The sequence below is a fragment of the Geobacter grbiciae genome (assembly GCF_018531165.1).
In the GTDB taxonomy this organism is placed as follows: Bacteria; Desulfobacterota; Desulfuromonadia; order Geobacterales; family Geobacteraceae; genus Geobacter; species Geobacter metallireducens.
In genome coordinates this window covers 307,914-333,342 of the sequence record NZ_JAHDIW010000001.1, presented here as the reverse complement: position 1 = coordinate 333,342, position 25,429 = coordinate 307,914, and the positions used below count along the sequence as shown (strand labels likewise).

Annotated in this window: 19 protein-coding genes, 1 pseudogene and 2 riboswitches; of the genes and pseudogenes, 9 read left to right on the top strand and 11 right to left on the bottom strand. The window is 58.4% G+C overall.

Annotated elements, in window-relative coordinates; all coding sequences use genetic code 11:
• The gene (locus KJB29_RS19645; protein WP_215733046.1) at positions 1-1,368 is read right to left on the bottom strand and encodes a Fic family protein; all 1,368 of its coding nucleotides are present in this window, start codon (positions 1,366-1,368) and stop codon (positions 1-3) included.
• A 139-nt stretch (positions 1,369-1,507) separates the two neighbouring features.
• On the opposite strand from KJB29_RS19645, the gene KJB29_RS01490 reads away from it, so the two are divergent.
• A complete protein-coding gene (locus KJB29_RS01490) occupies positions 1,508-2,800 on the top strand; it encodes a hypothetical protein (protein ID WP_215733045.1) in 1,293 nt (430 codons plus the stop codon).
• A gap of 91 nt (positions 2,801-2,891) precedes the next feature.
• Here KJB29_RS01490 and KJB29_RS01485 read toward each other — a convergent pair whose 3' ends face one another.
• Entirely contained in the window at positions 2,892-5,303 is a 2,412-nt protein-coding gene (locus tag KJB29_RS01485; RefSeq protein ID WP_215733044.1) for a TOTE conflict system archaeo-eukaryotic primase domain-containing protein, read from the bottom strand.
• Between the two features lie 103 nt (positions 5,304-5,406).
• On the opposite strand from KJB29_RS01485, the gene KJB29_RS19795 reads away from it, so the two are divergent.
• Positions 5,407-5,562, top strand: coding sequence for a hypothetical protein (locus tag KJB29_RS19795; RefSeq protein ID WP_246560297.1), 156 nt, complete (start codon positions 5,407-5,409; stop codon positions 5,560-5,562).
• Positions 5,563-5,778: 216 nt separating this feature from the next.
• On the opposite strand, the pseudogene KJB29_RS19790 reads toward KJB29_RS19795, so the two are convergent.
• The 3 genes and pseudogenes from KJB29_RS19790 to KJB29_RS01470 all read right to left on the bottom strand — a co-directional run.
• Positions 5,779-5,916: pseudogene (locus KJB29_RS19790) on the bottom strand (type IV toxin-antitoxin system AbiEi family antitoxin domain-containing protein); the annotation flags it as partial.
• 426 nt (positions 5,917-6,342) lie between these two features.
• Positions 6,343-7,059 (bottom strand): M48 family metallopeptidase, encoded by a 717-nt coding sequence (locus KJB29_RS01475; protein ID WP_215733042.1) that lies wholly within the window; start codon positions 7,057-7,059, stop codon positions 6,343-6,345.
• Positions 7,056-9,653 carry a type I restriction endonuclease subunit R gene (locus KJB29_RS01470; protein ID WP_215733372.1) on the bottom strand — a complete coding sequence of 866 codons (2,598 nt, stop codon included), beginning with the start codon at positions 9,651-9,653 and terminating at the stop codon, positions 7,056-7,058. Before KJB29_RS01470 ends, KJB29_RS01475 begins: the two co-directional genes overlap by 4 nt.
• Before the next feature lie 139 nt (positions 9,654-9,792).
• On the opposite strand from KJB29_RS01470, the gene KJB29_RS01465 reads away from it, so the two are divergent.
• The 4 genes from KJB29_RS01465 to KJB29_RS01450 all read left to right on the top strand — a co-directional run bounded on the left by KJB29_RS01465 (position 9,793) and on the right by KJB29_RS01450 (position 14,839).
• Positions 9,793-11,478, top strand: a complete 1,686-nt coding sequence (locus tag KJB29_RS01465) for an FAD-dependent oxidoreductase (RefSeq protein ID WP_215733041.1) — start codon at positions 9,793-9,795, stop codon at positions 11,476-11,478.
• Positions 11,479-11,623: 145 nt separating this feature from the next.
• Positions 11,624-11,700: riboswitch (cyclic di-GMP riboswitch) on the top strand.
• A 132-nt stretch (positions 11,701-11,832) separates the two neighbouring features.
• Positions 11,833-11,909, top strand: a riboswitch (cyclic di-GMP riboswitch).
• Between the two features lie 83 nt (positions 11,910-11,992).
• Entirely contained in the window at positions 11,993-13,309 is a 1,317-nt protein-coding gene (locus KJB29_RS01460) for a L,D-transpeptidase family protein (protein WP_215733040.1), read from the top strand.
• A 51-nt stretch (positions 13,310-13,360) separates the two neighbouring features.
• Positions 13,361-13,663, top strand: coding sequence for an Lpp/OprI family alanine-zipper lipoprotein (locus KJB29_RS01455; protein ID WP_215733039.1), 303 nt, complete (start codon positions 13,361-13,363; stop codon positions 13,661-13,663).
• 306 nt (positions 13,664-13,969) lie between these two features.
• Positions 13,970-14,839, top strand: a complete 870-nt coding sequence (locus tag KJB29_RS01450) for a L,D-transpeptidase family protein (RefSeq protein ID WP_215733038.1) — start codon at positions 13,970-13,972, stop codon at positions 14,837-14,839.
• Between the two features lie 29 nt (positions 14,840-14,868).
• Here KJB29_RS01450 and KJB29_RS01445 read toward each other — a convergent pair whose 3' ends face one another.
• The 4 genes from KJB29_RS01445 to KJB29_RS01430 form a co-directional block, all read right to left on the bottom strand.
• Positions 14,869-16,005 carry an ion channel gene (locus KJB29_RS01445; RefSeq protein ID WP_215733037.1) on the bottom strand — a complete coding sequence of 379 codons (1,137 nt, stop codon included), beginning with the start codon at positions 16,003-16,005 and terminating at the stop codon, positions 14,869-14,871.
• A 160-nt stretch (positions 16,006-16,165) separates the two neighbouring features.
• Positions 16,166-16,741 carry a DUF488 domain-containing protein gene (locus KJB29_RS01440; RefSeq protein ID WP_215733036.1) on the bottom strand — a complete coding sequence of 192 codons (576 nt, stop codon included), beginning with the start codon at positions 16,739-16,741 and terminating at the stop codon, positions 16,166-16,168.
• 23 nt (positions 16,742-16,764) lie between these two features.
• Positions 16,765-16,986 (bottom strand): ferredoxin, encoded by a 222-nt coding sequence (locus KJB29_RS01435; RefSeq protein ID WP_004513649.1) that lies wholly within the window; start codon positions 16,984-16,986, stop codon positions 16,765-16,767.
• A 65-nt stretch (positions 16,987-17,051) separates the two neighbouring features.
• Positions 17,052-19,322, bottom strand: a complete 2,271-nt coding sequence (locus KJB29_RS01430; RefSeq protein ID WP_215733035.1) for a nitric-oxide reductase large subunit — start codon at positions 19,320-19,322, stop codon at positions 17,052-17,054.
• 207 nt (positions 19,323-19,529) lie between these two features.
• Here KJB29_RS01430 and ric point away from each other — a divergent pair, with 207 nt between their 5' ends.
• Together ric and KJB29_RS01420 are read left to right on the top strand one after the other, a co-directional pair.
• Positions 19,530-20,282: an iron-sulfur cluster repair di-iron protein gene (gene ric, locus KJB29_RS01425; RefSeq protein WP_215733034.1), complete on the top strand. Its 753-nt coding sequence runs from the start codon at positions 19,530-19,532 to the stop codon at positions 20,280-20,282.
• Between the two features lie 38 nt (positions 20,283-20,320).
• On the top strand, positions 20,321-21,109 hold the full coding sequence (locus KJB29_RS01420) for a PP2C family protein-serine/threonine phosphatase (RefSeq protein WP_215733033.1): 789 nt from the start codon (positions 20,321-20,323) through the stop codon (positions 21,107-21,109).
• A 176-nt stretch (positions 21,110-21,285) separates the two neighbouring features.
• Here the strand turns inward: KJB29_RS01420 and KJB29_RS01415 are convergent, their stop codons facing one another.
• Positions 21,286-22,119: a transporter gene (locus KJB29_RS01415; protein ID WP_215733032.1), complete on the bottom strand. Its 834-nt coding sequence runs from the start codon at positions 22,117-22,119 to the stop codon at positions 21,286-21,288.
• Between the two features lie 160 nt (positions 22,120-22,279).
• The gene (locus KJB29_RS01410; protein ID WP_215733031.1) at positions 22,280-24,754 is read right to left on the bottom strand and encodes a plasma-membrane proton-efflux P-type ATPase; all 2,475 of its coding nucleotides are present in this window, start codon (positions 24,752-24,754) and stop codon (positions 22,280-22,282) included.
• 167 nt (positions 24,755-24,921) lie between these two features.
• On the opposite strand from KJB29_RS01410, the gene KJB29_RS01405 reads away from it, so the two are divergent.
• Positions 24,922-25,383: a universal stress protein gene (locus tag KJB29_RS01405; protein ID WP_215733030.1), complete on the top strand. Its 462-nt coding sequence runs from the start codon at positions 24,922-24,924 to the stop codon at positions 25,381-25,383.
• The last annotated feature ends 46 nt before the right edge of the window (positions 25,384-25,429 follow it).

Here is a 25,429-nt window from a genome sequence, read left to right as displayed (position 1 = left end):
TTACCTCTTCTTTTCCTGCCAATGCTGGAATTCTCCCGGCCGCAGCCGAAACCGTGCGATATTCCCCTCATGCATGCCTCTCAATTCGGTATGTACCAGTTCGATGAACCGTTGTCGGTCACTCTCGGGGATCTGCTTCGCTGTCCACGTGTTGACAAATTCCCGAGAATCCACATTGGGTTGGAGGACCACGTTACGGATCACCTCGGTCAAGGCTGTACGATATTTCATCCTGAACGGATCCGGCTCACCTAATTCCTCCCGCGTACTCAGGTATCGCTTAACCGAACGCTCGTATCCCCAGACAAATACATCCCGCAGCAGCTCAATGCGATTCAGCTCGTAGACTCCGAGTATTCCTTCGACATAGGATCGCTTGGGGACATCAATAAACGAGAGCGGGCAGAGGTTGTGCTTTACCAGCGGAATATTGGCGGCAAGTCTTGCCACTCGCTTGTTGACATCCTCGAATGGCTGCAGATAGGAGAGGTGCACTAGGGCGAAGAACGCCTGTTCAAAGGGATCTGATATGGTGGCAGCCGTATCGAGAGCCCGCTGGAAATATTCATCCAGGAGTTGCGGGGTAGACAGCGGCGTATAGACCGAACCGCCGATGCCTACCGCGATCTGACGCAGTCTGCCGCAGGCTTCTGGGTTGGGCAGCAGGTTATCGGACAGAATCGCATGGATGTTCAGCACTGAATATCTGTTGAAGCTGATCTCTTCAGCTGACTCCACGAGAAACTCGATGGCCTGCTTGTGATTCAGGATCATCTGTGTTTCCAGGGCATCTTTACCCTCGGCAGCCTGGCCAAAGGAGATCAAACGCTCTGTTTCCAGCAGAGAGTAGGTATTCCCCTCCAGATAGCTGGATGCCCAGGAAAGGTCGATAAGCAGTCGCCCCATAACCTGGCGGGCCATGGTGCCGGCAGGCACGGGATCATGGTGGGCTCGCCCGATCAGATGCAGGTGCTTTCGCGTGGCATCATCCAAGTATGGTCCGTTTTCGGGATAGGAAAGGAGAAAATCTCGATTGTATCCTGTTGGCTCACGACGCTGTATCGGCTGGCTGACATAGCGGCGGATTTCATTGCCTGCATCGGATAGCGGGATGAGAGATTCGTCGTTGGCTGCTTCTGTAACGAGCGCCTGCGGAGGACGGTAGATCCTTCCTTTCAGAACCCCCGATGCGATGATTCGATTCTGTTCGACCAGTATTGTCAAACGACGAAGAAGAGTCCGGCGATTTATAATGTATCCCATGGAGGCGAGGCCTGCCTCCAGTTCTGAAATACTTACGCCCTTAGGTGATGCGGCAATTTGTCGCTCAATGGGAATCAGCTCTTGTTCGGGAATCTGCTTTGCCACTATCTCACCCACACCTGTCGTTAAAGTGTATTTAAGTCGCAAATATACACTTTTTGTCGTAAAAGACAACATTTAGGACATGCCAAAATGAGATATATTTATGTAGGACGACAACGTCTGCAATTGGAGAGGTACTACTATGGGGGGAAATAATGCTAACAACAAGGACACCCGAGTCAGCCGGGAACAGTTGTATGAAGAGGTCTGGGCGGAGCCGATGACCACTGTCGCCCTGAAGTACAAGGTTTCATCAAGTTTCCTTGCCCGCATCTGCACTCGACTGAAGGTCCCTCGGCCACAAAGAGGCTACTGGGCCATGTACGCCACCGGCAAACGCCCCAAGAAGCCGCCATTGCCAGCTGCCAGTCCGGGGGATGAGTTGGAATGGGCGCGTGATGGTTATGCAAGAGTAGCTCAACTGCCTCCACCGCAGGTGCCGCAAGATGGCAGTCGAAATAAAAGTCGCCGGCGGTCACTGCCGCAACAGCACCCGCTGCTCGAAGGCTTCAAGGAACTCATGACCGGAGCAGGCGAGGACCGCAACGGCTTCCTCAAGCCCAAAAAATACCTGATTGCAGACATAATTGTCTCCAAGGAATCCCTGGATCGGGCAATCGAGGTGGCAAACACCCTGTATCTGTCCTTTGAAAAACGTGGTCACTCCGTCATCCTGGCACCGTATGGCCAGAATCTGCATCGCTACGAAGTTGAGCAACGTGAAAAAGGAGGGAGGCGTAATGAACATTATTATCCTGATCTCTGGAGCACTTCACGGCCGACGGTTGTCTTTATCGGCACCGTAGCTTTTGGCGTAACCATTTTTGAGATGAGTGAGAATGTCGAAGTGGAGCATCAGGATGGCAAATACACCCGGGTCTCGGAACTTCCACTCAAGAAACCGAGACGTTATGAATCATATTCCTGGCGGAGCATGTCTGACCTGCCGAGCAGGCGGTTCTGCGTGCAAGTGTACTCTCCCTATCAGAGAGTCACATGGATGCGGCAGTGGCGCGAGTCGAAAACCGGCGACTTCCCGCGAAAGCTTGCAGACCTGGTAAAAGATCTTGAAGCCGAAACAGCAAACATCGTCAAGCGTTTTGAGGAAGGTGAGCGCCAGGCCGAGATCGAACGGCAGCGGCGGGAAGAGGAAAGACGCAGGCAGGCGCTGGAAGAGGCTGAACGCCGACGGATCAAAGCTATCAAGGATAGCCGGGATGAGTTATCCGACATCATCAAGGCCTGGGCCAAGGCAAAAAGGATCGAGGAGTTCTTTGCCGACGTCGAGCACCGGATCGCCGATCTGGAGGATAAAGAGAAGACTGCTGTCCTGGAACGACTGACTCTGGCACGCAAGATGGTTGACACTACGGATGCCCTTAAATGGCTTACGTCATGGAAGACACCGGAGGAAAGGAACAACAGTGCCAAATGAACAACCCGATCATTCGCTTGACTGTTCCAACTTGTCGGTGCTTATCCGATATTTACCTGTTTTTTGTAGCAGATGAAAGAGGGTGTAATTTCTATGGATCGGCTTGCTCATATCCCAACGCCTTGAATCCCTTCATCCGCTTTTCATGCATCTTCGCCAGCATCGGCACTGAACTGTCAACGTAGTCGTAAACCTGCACTTCAACTTTGCCGGGGTGAAGACGATGCAGGCGACCAGCGTACTGCACCAGCATTCCTTTCCATGAAAAGGGGAGTGCTAGGAACAGGGTGTCCAGGCGGGCATCGTCGAAGCCTTCGCCGATGTAGCGGCCGGTGGCCAGTATCAGCCGTTCCTCTTCATCAGGGATGGATGCCAGATGTTCGATGACCTTGCGTCGCTGTTTCACCCCCATGCCGCCTTGCAGCACCACCAGGTGCTTTACCGAGTCCCGCAGTTCTCCTGCCAGGTATTCCAGATGGTCCTTACGCTCAGTCAGCAGGATCGGTGATCGCCCTTCGACTAAAGCCTTACGAATATCGTCCAGGATAAGCCGGTTCCGCTCCCGGTCTTCCGTAAGCCGGGCGTAGATTTCCTGAATGGTTGTCTCACTGGCGGCAGCCTGCAGGGTGAAGCCTGTTTCCCGGAGGATCAGGCGACGGGTAAACGCATCGTTGCCTTCGTGCTGCTTACGGTTGAGTGCAAATCTGGTCGGCCCACACTGCAGGTGGATGATTGGCTGGTGGCCGTCCCGACGGTACGGTGTCGCGGTCAGACCGACAACATATTTCGCTTTCACCTCGGCCAGCACCCGCTCGAAAGAGAACGCCGGCAGGTGATGGCATTCATCCACTATAACCTGGCCGTAATTTGCCACCAGGTCAGCTACCTCATCCTTGCGGACCAGACTCTGCATCATGGCCACATCTATGGTGCCGGTCACCTTGCTCTTTCCGGAGCCAATGGTTCCAATGGATTTCTTGGGCAAACCGAGAAACGTGGAAAGCTGCGCCACCCACTGATCAAGGAGCGGCTTGCGGTGGACCAGCACAAGCGTTGAACAGTTCCGGGCTGCCGCCATCCAGGCGCCGACTACGGTCTTACCGGAACCGGGAGGCGCAACGAAGATACCGATGTCATGACTCTCCAGTTCAGCAACTGCCTGCTGCTGGATATCTGTCAACGAACCTTGGAATGTGAATTCCGCTGCAACGCCGCTCTGTCGCTTGTCGTCGACCTTCAGCTGAATACCATGTTCTCTTAGGAGCTCTTCGAGCGCATCACGACATCCCCTTGGGAGTCCAATGTGTTTTGGCGTCTCCTCAAAGCAGGCAATGACTCGTGGAGTGTTGTGGGTGGAGAGCCGCATTTTCTGCTTCTTGTAGAATTCAGGGTTCTGGAAAGCAGCCAATCGCTTGATCCGGTTGAGCAGCTCCGAGGGCAGTGACTTCTTTTCGACAAAGATCCGCTGGGCCAGTACCGCCGTAATCTTTTTCGGCAACTTACCCTTGATCCGCTGCTCCGGCAATCGACCGGACGGGGAGCGTTCCCATGGCGCCTGGTCTTCGTCGTGGTCCGACGGCAGCTTCAGGCCGATAACCTGCCCTCGCCGTGTCGCCTTGTCAGCGATGGTTTGAACTTCCAAGGAGGAGAGGCGCTTTACGGATGAGAGATAACTCCATTGGTCAACGTAGGAAATGAAGGATTCGTCAATAAAGACCGAATTGCCCTGCTTGCGCGGTTCGCCCTGCAGCGGCAGTGCAATCAGATTGCCGAAACCGCCTCGCGGCATGGTGTCCTGGCTTGGAAAGAGTCGGTCATAGGATTCCATGCTGAGCTGGTGGCGGCGGGACATAGTCTCTGTAATCAGGAAACATCCCATCACCCTGGCTACTGCGGCAACGACCGGCTCCGAGAAAAAGAACCAGACATGGGCGCCGTTGCCGGATCGTGAACGTTCGACGGCGACTGGGAGGTCAAGTGCGTTGCAGGTTTCCCGAAAAGCTGCCACATCCTCCTGCCAGGTTGCCTTGTCAAAGTCGACAGCTAGGAACCGGCAGGTATCATCCGGCAGAAGCGAATAGACGCCGATGGTCTGTTTCCCCTGGAGGTGCTCCCGGATGACCTCGTCAGTGAGTGGCAAATACGCCTGATGATTGCAATCGGCACATTTGACCCGGGGGAATTTCCGTTTCCCGCAGAGAGAGTAGTTGCCGTCGTTACCGCAGGCCGGCATGTATCCTTTGCGGTCACCGCTCTTGCTGAGCCACATTTTGGGGTAGACGTCTTCCCGACCTTTAAACAACGAACGGAACAGAGAGATCTTTGCCGAGGGGGACAGTTCTGAGGTTTCACTGACAGGGATGGGTGGTGCTTCTAGCAATGACAGTTGCTTACGCAGATCGTGCAGATGGTCAAGGATCTGCTGACGCTGGTTTTCGAGTTCGGTAAGGCGGATCTCGCTTTGCCTGATCAGCTCGATAATTTCCTGCGGAGTTTGTTTCATGGCGTTGTGGTCATGCCAGCGATTCAAGATAGGGACGCATTACGTTACTCATTCGGCAGATCTTTGCAAAGTGCCACAGCTCCCCCATGGAGCAGCGCCGTTCATGCCAGCATTCCCTCAGGGCTTCCAGTGCCACGTCCAGCCCAATCTTGTTGCGGTATTTGAAGCAATCGACAACCGTCTTGGCAGGGGAATAAACTTTTATCTCAACGCCCTCAATCACATGAAGCTCGACCCCGCTGTAAAGAGCATCTCCTGAGAAACGAACAAAGCGGAATGGCAGTCCGTCGCTCTTTGGTAATCTGGCTTTTCTGTCAATAGCAATCCAAATATCGCTGGGGGATTGGGTGGTAAGATCAATAAACCTGAGCGCGGAGAGAAGGCATATAACCCCTTTGGGTACTCGCTTACATGCCTGCACGAGACTATAATGTTCTGTAATCTCTGAGCCTGGGACTGCGGATATTCCACGAGATAGCCGTTCCAGCTGTCCTTTGTCACAGAGACGGCTCAGATATGCTCTGGGTATGCCATACCCATCTAAATCCCGGGGGCGAATCATTCCCTTCACTTTGGCAAGAGAGATTATAGTGTCAATCCGGGATAGTTCCATAGGTTGCACTCTGTCGGCACTTGTAATTATATGCCGACTTTTAGTAACACACTTTGATATTGAGGACAAATATTTTAGTTGGTTGTTCGGATATTACATCCCGAACCAATCAGCAGGAGATCCTTTGAAACCGATACTCCGTTCTCGGATGGTTTTTCTTGACCGGACTGAGCATAAAACTGAAGTGATGGCGGAAAAAATTGCGGTGGGAGTCCCGCGTGGGGAGCCATACAAAACCAGGCTGGGCACTTTCTGAAATTCAGAAGTGCCCAGCCTTTTTCATTGTGGCACGAGGTTGTCAGCCTTGAATGAAAAGCCTATAAAAAAGGCTCCAGCACGTCACTGGAGCCTTTTTTGCTACCACTTAGCCTCTTGGTCAGACCAATGGCAAAAATAGACTAAAGACCAAATCACATTTGATAGCAATCATTCTCCCCATCTCACTGCTGACAATGGCAACTCATTCAACTCACTGCGGGCTTCTCGCCAGGTTGGGTAATACTCGTCAAGCAGCGCCACAAAACGTGCACTGTGGGTTTTTTCAATCAGGTGTACCATCTCATGCACAATGACGTATTCGAGCAAGTCCTTCGGCTTCTTCACCAGCTCAGTGTTGATACGGATATGGCCTGCCCGGTGATTACAGCTCCCCCACTTGGTTTTCATGCGCTGGAGGAAATAACCGGCTACTTTGACTCCGAGCTTCGTTTCCCATGCTGTGATGATGCCTGGCACCACCTGATGCAAGAGCGCCTTATGCCATTCGTGCAAGACGTCGGCACGCTTCTCTGACGAGCTGCCTGGGCGGACATTCAGGGTAATGCGCTTGTGATCGAGTTTAACTGATGGCTTCCTGTCCTGTTCGTTGACAGACAGCAGATAGCGCCGCCCCCAAAGGTAATGACTTTCGCGCTCAACGAACTGGCGGTGAGTTTCCCGAGCCTGATTCTTCAGCTTCGCCTGTTGTTCACGAATCCAGCCGAGCTTGGAGATGGCATAGGCACGCGCCACTTCCAGGCGGGTGCCCGTTGGAGCAGCCAGAGTCACGTGGCCGTCGGGCGGATGCACCGACAGGTGAACGTTCTTGATGTTCTTCTTTGTCACGCGAATTGATAGTTCGCCGATCTGAATCGTTGTGGTCATCGGTATGCCGGTTGGCTCTTGACGATTTCGAAAATCGCCAGCGTCGCGTCACGGTCTTTAGCCAACCGTGGATATAATGCATTTTTCACCAGATTTTCCCGCGTTTCATCGCCTTTCCAGTTGGCCGGTGCTTCCGCGCATATAACCTGGTCGAGCTCCAGCGCCAGCCTCGCCCTCTCTTCATCGTCCGTGGGGTACTGAAACGTCGTGGCCGGAATGGTTGGCAGGTTGTTGTAGAGCACGATGGCCTCCGGCTTCCCGTGCAGCGCCGCAGGAATCTCTGCATCCGGCTGATTTCGTGCCAGCCGTTTTACCAACGCCTCGGCCTTGCGCAAAAACTCTTCATAGGCCGCCGTATCTTCACGGCTCTGCTTGATGAGGTCGTCGAGCAGCTTTGACATCTGCTCATAGAAGCGTGGGTCGGTGAGTTGGTCACGGATGATAGTCTTGCGAACGTTGTTGATGATTCCCTCGGCGATGGCATTCTTTGAGAGTTTGCCTTTCTTATTGAGTGACTTGGCAATAGCATCGTGGATGCCTGTTTCGATGAAGAGTTCTGTCAGCGACATATCGCCCAACTCTCCTAGGTCGGTTGCCGGGTCGGCCTGGATGTAGGTATTGATAAGGTGGCGCATGTCTGCTTCGTAGGGCTTGATGTCTAGCTCTTCGCACGAGTGTTTTTTAATGGCACCGCGAATGTCTGTGTAAAACTCGACTTCTTTCTGGATGGCGACCGCTTCGGCATCCGTGTAGCCAGCATTGGTCAAATCCTGGGCGATGTCGGCAAAAGCCCTCACGAAGGTAGCTACGGCCTTGTAAAAGGTAATCCGTAGCGGCTCGGTTTCACTCAGAGCGCTGGGATTGGCAGCATCACCGCAGAAATGGTGCAGATACTGCTCCACCTCTCGTGGCAGGGGCACCGGGTCACTCAGGTAACGCAACGCCTCGCGAGCCTGGTCGAGCTGCTTCCTCCCTTCGGCCAGCCAGTTCTTCAGGTGAACATTGTTATCACCGCCACACCCCTCGTCGATATCGAGTTCGTCGGAACTGTAGACCGCAATGGCCTGCTGCACATCACCGAACAGCTCCTTGAAGTCTACGATGTGGCCGTAATCCTTGTCGTCGCCGTCAAGCCGGTTAGTGCGACAAATGGCCTGGAACAGGTTGTGGTCGTGCAGTTCGTTATCAAGGTAGATATAGGTGCAGCTCGGTGCATCGAAGCCGGTCAGCAGCTTACTGACCACGATCAGGAGCTTCATGTTTGCCGGTTCTTCGATGAAGCGGCGCTTGGCCTCATCCTCATACTGTTTGGTGGTCTGACCGCTCTTTAGGACATGCTTCGTGTAGGTATCGAACTTGTACCGTTCGTCGCTGTCCTTTGGTTCGCGGGAGATGGCGTTGTGGTTGGGCTCGAATGACGTGATGATGCCGCAGTAAGCCCCGAAACTGGTCTTCTGGAGCAGCCGGTAGTAATGGCAGGCGTCATAGATTGATGCGGCCACCAGGATCGCCGTGCCTCGGTCGTTGTTCAAGCGCGGTTTGAGGCCAAAATCCTCGATGATGTTGGCGATGATGCGTTGCTTGCGCTCGCCGGCACTCATCAGCTCTTCCATCGTCGCCCAGCGCTTGCGCAGGATCGCCTTCTGGAAATTGTTAAGGTTCCTGGTCTTCTGCTCAAACCATCTGTCGATGGCGTCTTTTGTCGTCAGCCGCTGCGGCACGTCGCGGGCTTCGTACTTCAGGTCGAGCACCACCTTGTCGGCTACCGCTTGGTGGAATTTATAGGTATGGATGTAGGTGCCGAAGACGTCCCGCGTCATCAGCTTATCCTTGCGTAAAAGCGGTGTGCCGGTGAAGCCGACAAAGATGGCGCCCTCCAGCCAGCGCTTCATCTGCTTGTTCATGTCGCCGCCCTGGGTGCGGTGGCACTCGTCCACAAAAACATAGAAGCGGCCGATGACCGGCGGCGGGTCTCCTTTCAGGTCGGCCACATCGAACTTGTGGATCAGTGCGCACAAGAGGCGTGGCGTCGCCGCCCCGAGCTTTTCGACAAATTCTGCCCGCGACGTAATGCGTGGCGATGCTGATTCGGCGCCGATTACCCCGGCGTTCTTCATTACCCCCTCAATCTGCTTGTCCAGTTCGTCCCGGTCGGTGACAACGAGAATACGTGCATCGGGGTCGTGCTCCAGCAGCCACTTGGCGATGAGTACCATCAGGATGCTCTTGCCACTCCCCTGCGTATGCCAGATAACACCGCCCTCACGCTTGGCGATGCGTTCCTGGGCCGCCTTGACACCCTGAAACTGGTGTGGCCGTGGCACCTTCTTCTGGCCGGCGTCGAAGATGATGAAGTTACGAATCAGGTCGAGCAGCCGTGCTTTGTTGCACAGCTGCGCCAAAGGCCGGTCAAGTAGCGCTCCAGCAGCCGGCGGTGCACCTGCTTCAGCTGGTGCCTCGTCCTTCCAATGTACAAAGAATTGCTCCGGTGTGCCGGTGGTGCCGTAACGCAACCCCTGTGAGTCGCTGCCCGCCATAACAAGCTGCACTGTACTAAAGAATCTCTTGTTGAAGATTTCTTCCTGGTTGGTGATGAGCTGACGATTCTACCCGTCCCGGAAAGAGCTGTTTAGTGTAACTGACAAAAGACGGTTTCAAAAATGACCTCAAAATGGTATTAGTTGCATATTCGAATTGTGCCATTCATAAAGCTTTAAGCTACGGAGGTCTCTCATGAAACTGCGAGTTGTCGTGATCGGAGCCAACGCTGCGGGGGCAAAAGCCGCCTCCAAGGCAAAAAGGATGAACCCCCATGCGGAGGTTACCCTGATCGACCGGGGCAATTTTATTTCTTACGGCGCCTGCGGTATTCCCTATTTCGTTTCGGATACCGTAGCCGATGTAAAAGAGTTGATGAGCACCCCGGTCGGGGTGGTGCGAGATGCAGCCTTTTTCAATAAGGTGAAGGGAGTCCACGTTATCACCGGAACCGAGGCGGTCAGCCTCGACCGGCAGTCAAGAACGGTCCAGCTGTTCGAGAAGGAGAGCGCGAAAGCCTTCTCCCTTGAGTACGACCGGCTGGTTCTGGCCACGGGGAGCTCGCCGTCCCTTCCGCCGCTGAAGAACCGAGATCTTGGCAACATCCTGACGGTCAAGGCCATTGAGGATGCGGAACTGTTGAAAGAGCGGGCCGTGACGGGAAAGAGAGCCTGTATCGTTGGCGGCGGTCTGATCGGCCTGGAAACGGCAGAGGCCTTGAGGCAGAAAGGGTTGGAGGTCACGATCGTCGAGATGCGCGACCAACTTCTGCCGGGAATACTGGACCCGGAGATGGCGAGTCTGGTTGAAAGGCATATCCGCCAGAACGGTGTCGAGGTGGAAACTTCTTGTCGGGTGGCCGGTTTTGACGGCACCGGAGTAGTGAGTAAAGTTCTGACCGAACGGGGGGAGATCCCGGCTGACGTGGTGGTGCTGGCACCAGGGGTGACACCGAACGTGAAACTGGCGAAGGAGGCCGGATTGGAGATCGGCCCCACTGGCGCCATCGCCGTCGACTCCCGCATGGGGACCAGCGACCCGGCAATCTACGCCTGCGGTGACTGCTGCGAAGCCACCCATCTGGTTACCGGGAAAAAGGTTCATGTCCCCCTCGGCAGCACCGCCAACAAGCAGGGGAGGGTCGCCGGGATAAACGCGTCCGGGGGGGAGGCGACCTTTACCGGAATCCTCGGGACCAGCATCCTCAGGGTCTTCAGCGTCAACGCGGGAAAGACCGGCCTCACCGAATCCGAGGCGAGGGCACAGGGGTATGACGTCGAAACCGTCCTCTCGCCGGCCCCCGACAAAGCGCACTTTTTCCCCGGCGCGAAACCGATCGCCCTGAAGCTCGTGGCAGACCGGGCTACCGGGAGGATTCTCGGGCTTCAGGCTGTCGGCGAAGGGGCCGTGGACAAGCGGGTGGACGCCGCAGCCGCGGCCATTACGTTCGGCGCCACCGCCGACCAGCTTTCGCACCTGGATCTGGCCTACGCACCCCCCTACTCAGCCGCCATGGACAACCTCATCGTGGCCGCGGATATCCTGAAGAACAAACTGGCCGGCCACGCCAAGGGGATCTCCCCCCGAAAGGTGAGGCAGATGCTGGACGATGGCGACGACTTCATCCTCCTCGACGTCCGCTCTCCCGCGGAACATGCCGAGGTCGGCATCGAGGGGGCCACGCTTATCCCCCTGGGGGTATTGAGGGAAAAGCTGGAGAGTCTCCCCAAGGACAAAGAGATCGTCACCTTCTGCAAAATCAGCCTCAGGGGCTACGAGGCCCAGAAGATCCTCGATGCTGCCGGCTTCAGGGATGTCAAGTTCCTGGATGGTGGCATAATGACGTGGCCCTACGAACTTCGGCGCGGCGGGGGAGCCTGATCAGCCGGGTAATGCCGACACTCCCGCTAAATCCTGCTGTCGGAAGAGACTAACCCGCTGGCGGTTTGCCACCCGAGGCTTCAAGAATACTATTGACAAAGCCCCATTGTGATGTAACATTGCCGAAAATTTTGTTTGAGTAGATAGACGACAATACTTAACCATTCGCGAGAATGGGGCGGAAAGCCTATAGGGTCTCATGGAGACAGCCGGGTTGCCGAAATATCACACGATATTTGGTCCCGGCTTTTTTTATTGTCCAAACCATGACTGGAGGCCGAGCCGACAAGGAGTGCGTCTTTGACGTGGCGGTGCCTTTGGGCGCCGGGAAACTGCAACAAGATAGTTGGTGGTAGACGATAATACTAAACCATTCGCGAGAATGGGGCGGAAAGCCTATAGGGTCTCCCTGAGACAGCCGGGTTGCCGAAATATCACGCGATATTTGGTCCCGGCTTTTTTGTGTCTTGACGCGGAACTTACCCATTTTCGAGAAAGGTACCGAACTCAATCCATGTACCGAATCGCTGACCTGCCCCTCTCTACCGCCTGTTTTCGCCTGATCGCTCTAGGGGTATGTATATTATCTCTTCAAGGATGCGCTGTACTCAGGGGTGCCCAGGAGCAATCATCGCTTGCGCCAGGCCATCTTGCCGCGGAGATCGAACGAAATGACTTTTCCATTGCCAATGGCGACGACGTCATAGGCCGGCTTGCCGTCGTCAGGCTTGAACAGGGGGATACGCTCCCGGATATTGCGAGACATTTCGGCCTGGGAATCACGGCACTCAGCGCCGCCAATCCGGGCATGGACATCTGGGCGCCCGAGGCCGGAAAACCGGTCATCCTCCCCCTGAGTTTTGTCCTGCCCGACACCCCGAGACGAGGGATTGTGGTCAACGTCGCCACAATGAGGCTCTTTCAGTACAAGGGCGATGACACCTCCCTGGCGGTATCCACCTACCCGGTCGGCGTCGGCACCAAGGAGCGCCCCACCCCCACCGGCCCAACGCGGGTGTATCGCAAGGCGGCCCGGCCGACCTGGCATGTGCCTGCTTCAATTGCCGAGGACCATCGAAAGAAGGGGGATCCGCTCCCCCCGGAAGTTCCACCGGGGCCGGAGAATCCCCTGGGGGAATACGCTCTCTACCTGAGCAAACCCGGGTATCTGATCCATGGCACGAACAAGCCGGCCAGCATCGGGCTTAAGGCAACCAATGGCTGCATGAGGCTCTATCCGGAAAACATCGAGGTGCTCTATAACGACACGCCGGTCAACACCCCGGTGGCCATTGTCAACCAGCCCTACCTCATCGGTCAGCGCGACGGGGTGCTTTACCTGGAAGCCCATACCCCGCTGGAAGACGCGGGCACTCTCGAACTGGCGAAGGTGTATGAAAAGTTGAGAGCCATTGAAAAGAAAGCAGGCCGTACGCTTGACTGGACAAAAATCCGGAAAGTACAGGCCGAGGCCCGGGGGATTCCGGTTCCCATCCTCGAACTGCGCCAGGGAAGTGAAAAAGGGATTCCGCAAACCATGGAAGTCGGGCACCCCGACACACTGCACGGCAGGCCGGAAATACCGGACCTGAAACCGGATGCCTGGTATGTTCTGGCGGCCGATGTGCGTAACGAGCTTGAGGCCCGGAGGATTGCCGCCATCATCAACCACCAGGGCCCTCCGATACCGGCACGGGTCTTGGCAAAGAACAACGCCTACCGTGTTATCGCCGGCCCGTTCGCTGATGGCAGTAAGGCCAGGGATGCGGCCAAACGCCTGAAGATCGATTTGGAAATCGACGGCATATTGATTGATCCTGCCGGGAAGTAGACAGCCCCTCTTCCTGGCTGGGCAACCTAGAGAGAAAGGAGGTGATTAGCGATGAAAGGGATTCTCTTGCTGATCGCAATGCTGCTCGTTCTCCCTGTCACTATGATTGGTTGTGCAACCTCCGGTGACCTGGAGAGAGTGCAGGCGGATCAAAGAATGCTTGATGCGAAAGTCGAGCAGGCAGTGCAGGATGCACAAGCAGCCAAGGCCTCAGCCGATGCGGCCAAAGCAAAGGCAGATGATGCCACAGCCCGCGCCGATAGTGCTATAAAGGCGGCTGAGGAAAGGGAACGGATCGCCGATGAAAAGGCGAAAAAGGCTGACGCTACTTTCCAGAAATCCATGAGGAAGTAAGGCACATTCAAGGGGGCCGTCGCGTTACCTGCGGCGCCCGGACAAGAAGTGGCAGGGTCCCAGTGCCCTGCCATTTCCTTATCCGGCAGGTGGGTCCGGCCGGATTATTCGAACATACGGACATCAGGCTCCCGGCACGGGATATTCCTGAAGATTCCAGCAAGGGGTGAGGAGATGAGGGGACCGGAAATCTTTCGCCGTGGACCGTCCGCGGAATCCGGACGGTCTTTGGCCGATACGGCAACAAAACAAAGCCGGCCGGGCAAACGCCTTAGCTTTTTTCGTATCGGCATCCTGGTAACACCGATGCTGATGGCAGGATGCGGTCACCTTCAGTCCAAGCCGACCTTTGAAGAAGCGAATGACTTGTTTAATCAGGGAAGCTACCAGGCCTCGCTGAGCAAATACGAGCAGATTATCGACCAGCAACCCACGGCGGGCGACAGGGCTCTCTTCGAGATGGGTATCATTTATTCGTATCCGAAGAACGAGCGCAAAGATTATCAGAAATCCCTGGAGTGCTTTCAGCGGGTCATAAAGGATTATCCCGGGAGCCACTACCGGCAGAACAGTCAGACGATGGCATCGTATATCAATACCGTCCCGGTCAAGGACGCGACGATTGCCACGCAGCAAACGAGGATCGAGGCCCTCCAGCGCGAGCTCACGGGCAAAGAGGATGAGATCGCTGCCCTGCGGGGAAAGATTGAAGCGCTTGAAAAAAATGTGTTTGCCTACGCCATCCGGAAGCCATCGCTCGACAAGATCCTGATAGAAAAACAGGCACGACGCATGATGCTGATCTCAAAGGGGGCGGTGCTCAAAACCTACAGGATCGCCCTGGGGGGAGACCCCATCGGCCCGAAAGAACGGCAAGGCGACAACAAAACCCCGGAAGGAGCCTACACCATCGATGCCAGAAACAGGGATAGCCGTTATCACCGGGCTCTCCATATCTCCTATCCCAACGAGAGGGACAGGAAGCGCGCCCGGGAACTCGGAGTCTCCCCGGGCGGAAACATCATGATCCACGGCATCAAGAATGGTTTCTCGTGGGTTGGAGATGCTCACGCAGGGGTGGACTGGACAAAGGGGTGCATTGCCGTAACGGACGAGGAAATAGAGGAAATTGACACGTTGGCGCCCAATGGCACCATTGTCGAGATCAGGCCATAGAAGGCCGCACGGATCATTCCGCAGGGCGACTAGAAATGCTCCCCCTTGGCCTTTTCCGCAACCTTTCCGCTGACGGTGCGACGATCCCAGACGCTCACCTCCCAGTTGTCCGGCTGATTTTCCGCGGCGATCCAGGGGGGAACCTTGACCCGGAAGTACGCTGCCAGGGCGTGGACATAGGGCTCATACATCCAGCGCAGCTCGGTCAGCTTCCGGTCAACGGTATCCCTTTCACGGAGCTTCAGTCCCCTTTCCGCCAGAAGGGCGCGGAGATCCTCCAGCTTTTCGGGCGGAAGTCGTGGTGACGCGGGCTCCTGCGGCCTGGTCCTGAAGACCAGGGAGAGATCGACCACGGCGTGGCGGGCCATGGCGAAGGTGAGTTCCGCCTGGCGCTCGCAGGCCCCGTCCACGCCAGCCATGAGGAGGGCGCAGGTGTCCAGGATCGCCGTCAGGGCCCCCAGCCACGACTGGTTTTCGTGCTGGGAGCGGAAATAGGCAAGGACCGGGTAGGAGAGGTGCCCCTCCAGAAACTCCGACGACCAGTTCTCCCACTCGTGGAGGAGTTGCCGGAGCGCGTCCATCCCCCGTTCGTGGCCGTGTCGGCGAAGCATTTCGGAGGCGGTGGGAGGTGAACCGGCCCGGGCATCCAGGAGCGAGATGCTCACCTCTCGGCTGGCGAACGACTGGTTGAGGGCCGGCAGATAGCCGATCACGAGGGCGAGAAAGCCGAACCCCATCCCCGACTCGAGCACCACGAGGAAACGCGCGGCCGTGCTCCGGGGAACCGCGTCCCCCAGCCCGAGGGTAAAGAACGTGGTGCCGCTCAGGTAGAGGTCGACAAGGAGCCCGCTGCTCCCGTCGTGGGTAACGATGGCCGAGCCGAGCCCCCAGTGGAGGAGGGCAAACCCGATGATCAGCCCCCCGGCCCAGACGCTGAGCAGGAGGAGAAGCGACAGGGGGCCGAAAAAGCTCAGCCAGGTTTCCCTTCGCCGCGGCGGGACACAGGCATTGACCATCGTTACCCAGGGGAGCCAGGTGCGCCGGTAGAAAAAGCGGGTCATGCGGAACCGGCGGGTCACCCGGCGGGGGAGGACAATGGTCTCAAACCCCTCCCAGAGCACCACCACGATCAGGGCAATGCCGCACATGGCGGCAACGATAGTCACGGGGGCCTCCGGTCACACAAGCTTCGCGGACGAATGCATAACGCCGACAACCTTGACGGTGATCTTTTTCACGGGCTCCTCCATTATTGTCGATACCTCCGGTGACACAATTCTCCTTAGCTCATGGCGACAAGCATTCTTCACGTTATGGCGGTTTTGATCACGGCCCACCTCCTCCGCCAATCCCGCGAGCGGAAACGCCGCTATCCTCTTCCCCCTGAGCAGGGTAGGTTACCTGCCCCCCCTCGACCCTCGCCATGGCGGCCAGGAGGTGTTGTTTCACGCTGTTTATCCCCATGATGTCCTTCACCTCGATCCCCCGGACAACGAGCGCATCGCCGATGAGCGAGCGGTGGCAGCGCCAGGGAACCGCCTCGGCGCACATGATGGCGGTCGGTCGTTTACTGGCCAGCACGATAAGCTTTTCCAGGGCCGCGGCAAACGCCGGTGTCTGCATGTAGTCGGCAAAGCCGCGGAAGGAGGCGTTGTGCCACCCCATGTTCACCGAATCGGCCCGGGCATGCCGCAGCCCTCCCAGCTCCTTCATGTGCCGGTAGCCGATACGGCGGTTGCGGAGAAACGTCCCTAGGGTGTCGCGATTGAACTGGGGATTGTGCCGTGAGCGGGGTATCGTACGCACATCCACAAGCTGCCTGATGCCGTGTGCCCGCAGCAGCGCCACGAATTCCTCCAGGCTGCGCGTCGAATGCCCCACGGTGTAGATCGTGAGCTGCATGGGTGCTTGGTAGAGTTCGGCCCTCAGGCGAAGCTCTTCAGGTAATCGGGGTCGGTGCTCCAGCTGATGCACGATACCGGACAGGCATCGATGGCATCGCTCTGGATAACATCCTCAGCGGCGCCGTTTGGGTCGAAGCATTCCGCCTTGTTGTCGTCATCGAAGCGGAACACGTCGGGAATGTTGTCGACGCAGAGCCCGCAACTGATGCATACGTCCTTGTCCACCAATGGTGCTTTTGTCATAGCTGTTTCCTCCTCGTGGGGTTAATGAGCACACTGACGTTGGATATGCGCGAGCCTCTTCTCCTTCACGACCGTTTCCTCACCATCCGGTAGGTGAGCCCCGTGGCGGCCAGGAGGGGAAAAGCGCCCGCGACGATGAAAACGAGGTCTCCCGGCATCCGGAGCCATTCGATGAGGCGGGGGATCGTCCCGTTGAGGAATCCGGGTCCCCGGGCGTGCCAGTAGCCGTGGTCCAGGACGTCGAAAAGCTGGAGCACCCCGCCGGGGAAGAGGTTGGTCACCACCATGAGGGCCAGGCCGATGTTCAGCCCCCAGAAGGAGACCCGAACGAATTTCTCCGGTCCGGCCCACTGCTCGTCGGTCAGCACCTGGCGCAGGGCAAAGACCGTAAGCGCCACGGCGAGCATGCCGAAGACCCCCATCATGGCGGCATGGCCGTGGTTCGGGGTGAGCATGGTCCCCACCTCGAAGTAGCTGACGATGGGGAGGTTGATGAGGAAACCGAACACGCCGGCGCCGACGAAGTTCCAGAAGCCGACGGCAATCAGGAAGTAGAAGGTCCACTTGTGGGGGATGGCGACCGGTTTGTTGCAGACGTCGCACTTCCCTCGGGTGAGCTTGACGAAGTCCCACGCATCGAGGGTGAGGAGAGTGAGGGGGACCACCTCCAGGGCCGAGAACATGGCGGCAAGGGCCATGGTGACGGCGGACTGCCCGGTCCAGTACCAGTGATGCCCGGTGCCGACGATGCCGCTTCCCAGGTAGAGGAGCGCATCCAGGTAGACCACCCGCGCCGCTGTCAGGTGGGAGACCATGCCGAGGTTGTAGAAGATGACCGCCACCATGGCGGTCACGAAGACCTCGAAAAACCCCTCGACCCAGAGGTGGATGATCCAGAACCGCCAGGTGTCCACCACGGAGAAATGGGTGGTGCCGGTGAAGAACATGGCGGGAAGGTAGAAAAGCGGTATGGCCAGGGCACCGTACAGGAAGAGGGAGGCGATCTCGCGGCGCTCCGGGTCCTGCCGGGCCGGGGCGAGCGCCCGGAACAGGAGGAACCCCCAGACCGCAAGCCCCACCGCCAGGAGGATCTGCCAGGCGCGCCCCAGGTCGAGGTATTCCCACCCCTGGTGGCCGAACCAGAACCAGAGCGAGCCGAGCATCTGCCGGACGCCAAGCATCTCGCCGGCGAGGCTCCCCACCACGACAACGACCAGGGCGCCGAAGAGGAAATTGATCCCCCCCACCTGCCCCTTGGGCTCCTTGCCGAGGGAGGGGGCCAGAAGAAGCCCCCCCGCCACATAGGCGGTGGCAACCCAGAAGATCGCCAACTGGAGATGCCAGGTGCGGAGGATGTGGCTGGGAAGGAGGGAGGAGATGTCGATCCCGTAGAAACTCCCCGGGTCGACCCGGTAGTGGACCGTTGCCCCTCCCACCAGGGTCTGGGCGAGGAAGAGGAGCGCCACGACGACGAAGTACTTGATCGTGGCCCGCTGGCTGTCGGTGGTGGCGCCGGGGAGCATCTGGGGATGGATATGCTCCCCCCTCCCCCGCCAGCCGAGAAAATCGAACTTGCCGAAGGCGAACAGGACGGCCGCGGTGCCGCCCAGGAGCATGATCAGGCTGAGGGCGCTCCAGAGGAAGGCATCGCTGGTGGGTCGGTTGCCGACCTCCGGGTCATAGGGGAAGTTGTTCGTGTAGGAATACGGCTTGCCGGGACGGTTGGCAACCGACGCCCACGCGGTCCAGGCGAAAAAGGAGGTGAGCTGCTCCAGTTCCCGCGGGTCGCTGATGTAGGCGCCGGGGAGTCCTCCATCGTTTGTGGGGTGGGAGAAATAGTCGCGCCATTTCCGAATCTGCTGCCGGTACGAAGCCGCTTCGGGCTCCAGGAAGGTGAGGGTCCGGGTCCGGAAATCATAGCGGTTCTCCTTCAGAAGGGTCCCCACCGCGCCGGCAACGCTTTCCCGCTCCGTAACATTCAGCTCTTTGGGATCGCGACCATAGTGCTGCCGGGCGAGGGACTGGGCGGTATCTCCTGCCAGCGTGTGGAGGTATTCCGCCGAGAAATCGGGCCCCAGGTAGGCACCGTGCCCCCAGATTGTCCCGTTCTCCATGAGGCCGTATCTGAGGAACACCTGCTGTCCCGCAAGGATGTCGTCCCCGGTGAAGATGGTTGTGCCGTCCCCGCTCACCACCCTGTCGGGGATCGGCGGCGCATCCCGGTAACTCTGGACAGCAATCCAGATCAACACCGTGAACCCGAGCGCGAGAACCAGGATCACGGAATTCCGCCACCAGGGCGAAAGGGTTTCGACCGGCGTGGTTCGTTCGGCCATGGGCGTCCCTCCTTCCCGCTTCCATCCTTGGAACATTGGGACGTATCGTCCATCACAACCATCTGATATCAGGCGGGCGCATAGTCAACAGTACAACCTTTTCAGGGAAATACAAACCGTCGCCCCGGCGCGTGAAGGGCGTGGCTTGACCTTGCCGGGGAATGCGATAACGTAGGGTGCATGCAACGACAATCGGGGGAGACGAGAATGAACGACGAAAAGACGCTTCAGGCGGACGATGGCGGCCTCACCAGGACCATCGGCGGGTTCGTGGCCGAGGATTACCGGACGGCGGAGGTGTTCGAGCGGCACGGGATCGACTTCTGCTGCGGCGGAAATGTTCCCCTTGATACTGCCTGCCGACAGAAAGGGATCGACCCGGCCGTCATCCTAAGCGAGATTGAATCGGCAAAAAGGGAACCGATGGAGCGAAGCCAGAACTTTGCGGCATGGGAACTCCCGTTCCTGGCCGATTACATCGTCGCCGTCCACCATGCCTACATCAAGGACACTGCCGGGCAGATCGTCCTGTACGCCCTCAAGGTCGCCGAGGTCCACGGCAGCCGCCATCCCGAAGTGAAGGAGATCGCCTCGATCTTCGAGAAGGTCGCCGCCGATCTGGCAACCCATCTGCGCGAGGAAGAGGAAATCTTCTTTCCGGCCGTGAAACGGGCCGATGCGGCGAGAAAAGCGGGAGAGAGGCCGGAACGGCAGGATATCGACGCCATCCGGGGGGATCTTGCAAGGCTCCGCCGGGAGCACGAAGAGGTGGGGGACGCGATTCACGCCATCCGCCGCCTCGCCGGGGACTTCGCGATCCCCGACGACGCCTGCAACACCTACAGGGTCACCTACCAGAAACTGAAGGAGTTCGAGGACGACCTCCACAAGCACGTGCACCTGGAAAACAACATCATTTTTCTGAAGGTGGAACGGGAGCTGATTCCCTCGGCAGCGTGAGCGGGGGCAACTGGCGAGGTGCCAGTCGGGGGGGGGCGATGGCGGCGAGGAACCGCGGCAGAAACGGACAACGAATAGACCCGTCCGAGCTGGAACTGGCCCGGGAGGTGGAGCGGCTACTGTTCCCGAAGAGTTCACCGGTCTGCACCTGGAACTGCATCGGCGTGAAGAACCGCACGGCCGGGGTGCTTGGCGGAGACTATTTCGATTCCGTCACCCTGCCGGACAGCCGCTTGGCCGTCGTCATCGGCGATGTCACCGGCCACGGCCTCCACGCGTCGGTGGTGATGTCGATGCTCTACGGTTTCATCCACCACGCGGCATTCGATCAGATCGAACCGCAGGAGCTGGCCAAGCAGGTCAATGCCTTTCTCTCCCATTTTGCCGAACGTTCCCTGACCTTCGACCTCTATTTCTCCACCACGCTCTTCATGGGGATCATCGACCCGAAGACCCTGGAACTGGAGTACGTCAACGCCGGGCACGTGCCGCCCCTCATCCGCCGGGCTGGAGCCATCATCGAACTGGCGCCGACCACTAACCCCCTCGGCTATTTCAAGAGCCTCGACATCTCGGCCGCCTCGGTCCGACTTGAACAGGGCGACCGCCTGCTTCTCTATACCGACGGGATCATCGAAGCCGCCAATCCCTCAGGAGACCGGTTCGGCCTGGAACGGCTGAAGGAGACGCTGACGGGCAACGTCCCTGACCACCTGGAGTTTCTCGACCGCGTCTTCGCGGGCCTTCGCTCGTTCGGCGCCGCCGACCCTCCGGAAGATGACTGCACCCTCCTGGTCGTGGATATCCACGGTCCGGTGCCGCCCTGACATCGGTACAGTGCGAACCACGGCTGGTTACGCTCGCAACAATAAACGTCGAATTCGCTCCGCAGGTCTTCCTGCCATCTTTAGGATGAATGGCCCTCCAGAACGTTGATGGCCCCACAAGAAAAGTCCCCGCTGTTGAGCGAGGACTTTTCTTGTTTATCGTGCGGAACGTACGCTTAAAAGAGGTAATAGAGGGAGAGGCCACCGCGGAATCCGTCAGCCGGCCCCAAGCGGAGTTCCGCAGCCTTGTCGGTGGCATCGGTGGCGACCGTGTAGGCTACGGAAGGAATCAGGTAGAAGTTGTGCGCCACCTGAAGGTAGCTCGACACTTCGAAGACGAAATCCTCGTTGGCACCCATGTCAGCTGTCGAGGTGTTGAAGTTGGCATCGATCTTCGCGTCGAGCGTTACCGTATGGTTAAGCTCTTTCTCGAGGCCGAGGGAAAGGGTATGGGTGTCCTGCTTGTCGTGATTCCTGATTGTCGCGCGGTAGACGGCATAGGGGAGGTAATGGTGGCCAAGGTTTGCGCTTGCCGCGATGAAAGGACTCACGTCCGTCGTACCGGTTCCGGCGTCTTTCTTGCGGGCGGTATCAAACTTCAGGCCGAGACCGGTGACAAGGGTGAACGGCTCCTCTTCGCCGCCAAGCACCCGATACTTGGCTTCGAGTGCAAAGTCGCCGAAGCCGTCACGCTTCTCGAATTCAGGCTCGGCAGCGCCCAGTTCCGACTTGGCTCGCTCGCTGAAGACGAACGGAATGGAAGCGGTCATCTCCACGCCATGCCCGAGACCGGCACCGAGGGAGTAAACGGATTCGAGAGTATTGGTCGTCAGCGTCCCCGAACCGTCAATGGGGCTGCTGATATTCCCCTTGGTGTGAGAGTACTCGAAGAGCGCCTGGGCCTCTATCTGCTTCTGCTCCAGAACGTCCGTGATCAACAGTTTGTGTTCCGCATGTGCCGCTGTCGCCGACAGCAACATCCCTACCACTGCAACAACCGTCTTCTTCATGAAACTTCTCCTTCCGATGAAATGAATAATCCGCCGCCCTCTGGCATGGTGCTCTAATGAGAAGGCAGGCCTCAACACTCAATACACCAATTTTCATCGTTGTGACAACCTTATTAGCGAATATCTGATGCCTGAGGCATTGCCAGGGAGGCGAATACCATCAACGCCGTACGTTCTCCAGCAGCCCCGGAGCCTGTCGGTCGAGGATGCGGTAGGCCCCCAGTTTAGCCCGGTCCTCGATCACGAACCAGATGAGGGCATAGGCCCATACAATCCCCCCCCACCCCCAGCCGATCGGCGCCATGAAGAGGCCATAGACCGCGATGGCGGTGGCGACGAGCTGGGTGCCGATGGTTGCGGCCAGAAGGACCGTGGCCGGCCGGCTGCCCCAGAACGGTCCCCGGGCCCTAGAGGCGAAGATGGTGAGGTGCCCGGATACCGAGAGCTTCAGATAGACAAGGCTCTGGATGACGTCGCGGCCAAGGCCCGAAAGCCGTTCCGCCAGGTAGTAGAGACCGAAGGTCGCAATGACGCCGACAATGCCGAGGACCGTGGATACGCCGAGGACCACCGGCATGTTCCAGGATTGGGGCTCCGGGGCTGGCTCCTGGCGGTCAACGGCGATGGCAAGGATCGCCCCGTCGTTCAGGAGCGCCAGGAGCACGATCATCACCGCCGTGACCGGGTAGAAGTTGAAGACGAGGATCGAGAGGGTGATAAAGAGGAGAACCCGGATCGTCTCGGAGATCCGGTAGATGGTATAGCTGGTCATCCGCCGGAAAATCCGGCGGCTTTCGGTGATGGCGTCGATAATGACCGAGAGGCCGGGGGTGAGGAGAACGATGTCTGCCGCGGCCCGGGCGGCGTCGGTGGCCCCGGAGACGGCGATCCCCGCGTCCGCCTTCTTGAGTGCCGGGGCATCGTTGACGCCATCGCCGGTCATCCCCACGATGTGCCCCTGCTGCTGGAGGGCCTCGACGATATGGAACTTGTGCTCGGGGAAGACCTGGGCAAAGCCGTCGGCCTTGTCGATGGCATCGGCGAGCCGTGAGGCCTCCCGGTAGTCGGCGCCGGTAAGGAGCGCGGCGTCGAGGATCCGGTCACCGAGGCCGAGCTCCCTGCCGATCTCCCGCGCGATGGCAAGCTGATCCCCTGTCACCATCTTGACCCGTGTCCCCATCCGGCGGGCAGCGGCCAGGGTCTCCCGGGAATCGTCCCGGGGGGGATCGAAGAGGGGTATGATGCCGAGCATGCGCCACGCCCCCTCCCCATCGCGCCGGGCCACGCCGAGGGAACGGAACCCCCGGGCCGCGAACGCCTCAACGGCCGCGTCGATCCGGGCACGGGCCGCGGGGACGGGGGATGCGAGTCCGACGATCACCTGCGGGGCTCCCTTCGAGACCGTGAAGGTGGTCCCGTCGGGGGCGGCGACCGTTGCCTCGGTCCGCTTGGCCACGGGGTCAAAGGGGATAAAGCGGACCACCCGATATCCTTCCGGGGATGATCCTGCCGGGAGTTTGCGCAAAACGGCCTGGTCGATGGGATCGGCGTCCTCCCTGCGGGAAGCGAGGGCCGCGGCGAGGATGACGGCGTCGGGGTCGACCCCCTCGGCGCAGAAGGAATCGCCGAGGGTGAGCTCGTTCTTCGTAAGGGTCCCGGTCTTGTCGGAGCAGAGGATATCCATCCCCGCAAGCTCTTCGATGGCGGCCAGGCGGCTTACGATGGCCTGGCGGCCGGCGAGGATCCGGGCCCCCACCGCCATGGTCACCGAGAGGATGGTCGGCATCGCCACCGGGATGGCCGCCACGGTCAGGACGAGAGCGAACTGGAGTGTCTCGCCTATCGGGTCCCCGCGAAAGAGGGCCACGGCGATAATCATCGCCACGAGGCCAATGGCGACGACGATGAGGTAATCACCGATTTTGAGGACAGCCCGCTGGAAGTGGCTGACAGTCTGGGCCTCTTCCACGAGCCGGGCGGTTTTCCCGAAAGAGGTGTCCCTGCCGGTGGCGTAGACGAGGGCGTTTCCCTCGCCGCGCCTCACCACGGTTCCCGAGTAGACGGCCTCCCCCACCCCGCGCGAAACCGGGAGCGACTCGCCGGTCAGGGCAGACTGGTCGACCTCCAGCGGATCTCCCTCGATGAGGCGTCCATCGGCCGGGACGATATCGCCAAGGCGGAGCCTGATCACATCCCCCGGCACCAGCTCGCGGGCCGGCACGATCCGCCACTCGCCGCCACGCCGGACCTTCGCCTTGAGGGCGAGGGACTGCTTCAGGGCCGCAATGGCGTTCCCCGCCTGGTATTCCTCCCAGAAACCGACGGCGGCATTCACCAGGAGGAGGACGACGATAATCCCGAAATCCTCCCAGTGCCCCACGAGCGCCGAGAGGACCGCCGCCGCCTCGATCATCCACGGGATAGGCCCCCAGAAGAACGCAAGGAGTTTCCGGAAGGCGGAGGGCTCCCTTTCCTGGAGTTCGTTGTAGCCAACCTTTTCGAGACGTCGGGCAGCCTCGCCGGGGGAAAGTCCTTCGGGCGAAGAAGAGAGCCGGCCGAAAAGCTCGACAAGGGGGATCGTTTGCAGCGAAGGGTCCTCAGCGGATCGTTCTTCGTTTACAGGGTTCTGGTTCATTCTCTGCAGTCCTTTGCGTGCCTTCATCCTGATAACGGTGGATCAGGCTAAAGGATATCCCGTCCCGTTCCACAGGCAACCGCCCGGGCGACTACTTTCCTCGCACTTGATCCGTGTTACACTTGTAGCAGGAAAGGCGTTCAAATTTACTGACAGAGGTGAAAATCATGGAAGATTTCAGGCGTATTCTCGTGGTGAGCAGAATGACCACCTACTGCCAGGAGGCGGTTCACTGCGGCGTCTCCCTCGCCCGCAAGTATGGCGCGGAACTCTTTCTTATCCACGCAATTCACAACCCGTTCGGACTTGAAGGATGGAACCTCCCCGTTGTTTCCCTCGAAAAGGAGTATGAGAAGATCACGCGAGAGGCCAAGGAGGATCTGGACAGGATTCTGGAGAGGGAACGAAGCAATGGCCTCCCGGTGACCGAGTTGATCAGGAAGGGGGAGCCGACCAGAGAAATCCTGAAGGCGGTGGAAGAGCTGAAGATCGATCTTCTGATCATGCTCTCCCATGAAGAATGGCGTCTCGAGCATTTCCTGTTCGGAAGGAGCAACGAGGAGATCGTGCGGAAGATGCCCTGCTCGGTCCTTCTCGTAAAAAAGGAACCCCAGCCGGTGAAGTGGTAGTGCACACCTGATCGACAAGAGCAGTTGAGAAGTATTCTTTGCTGCT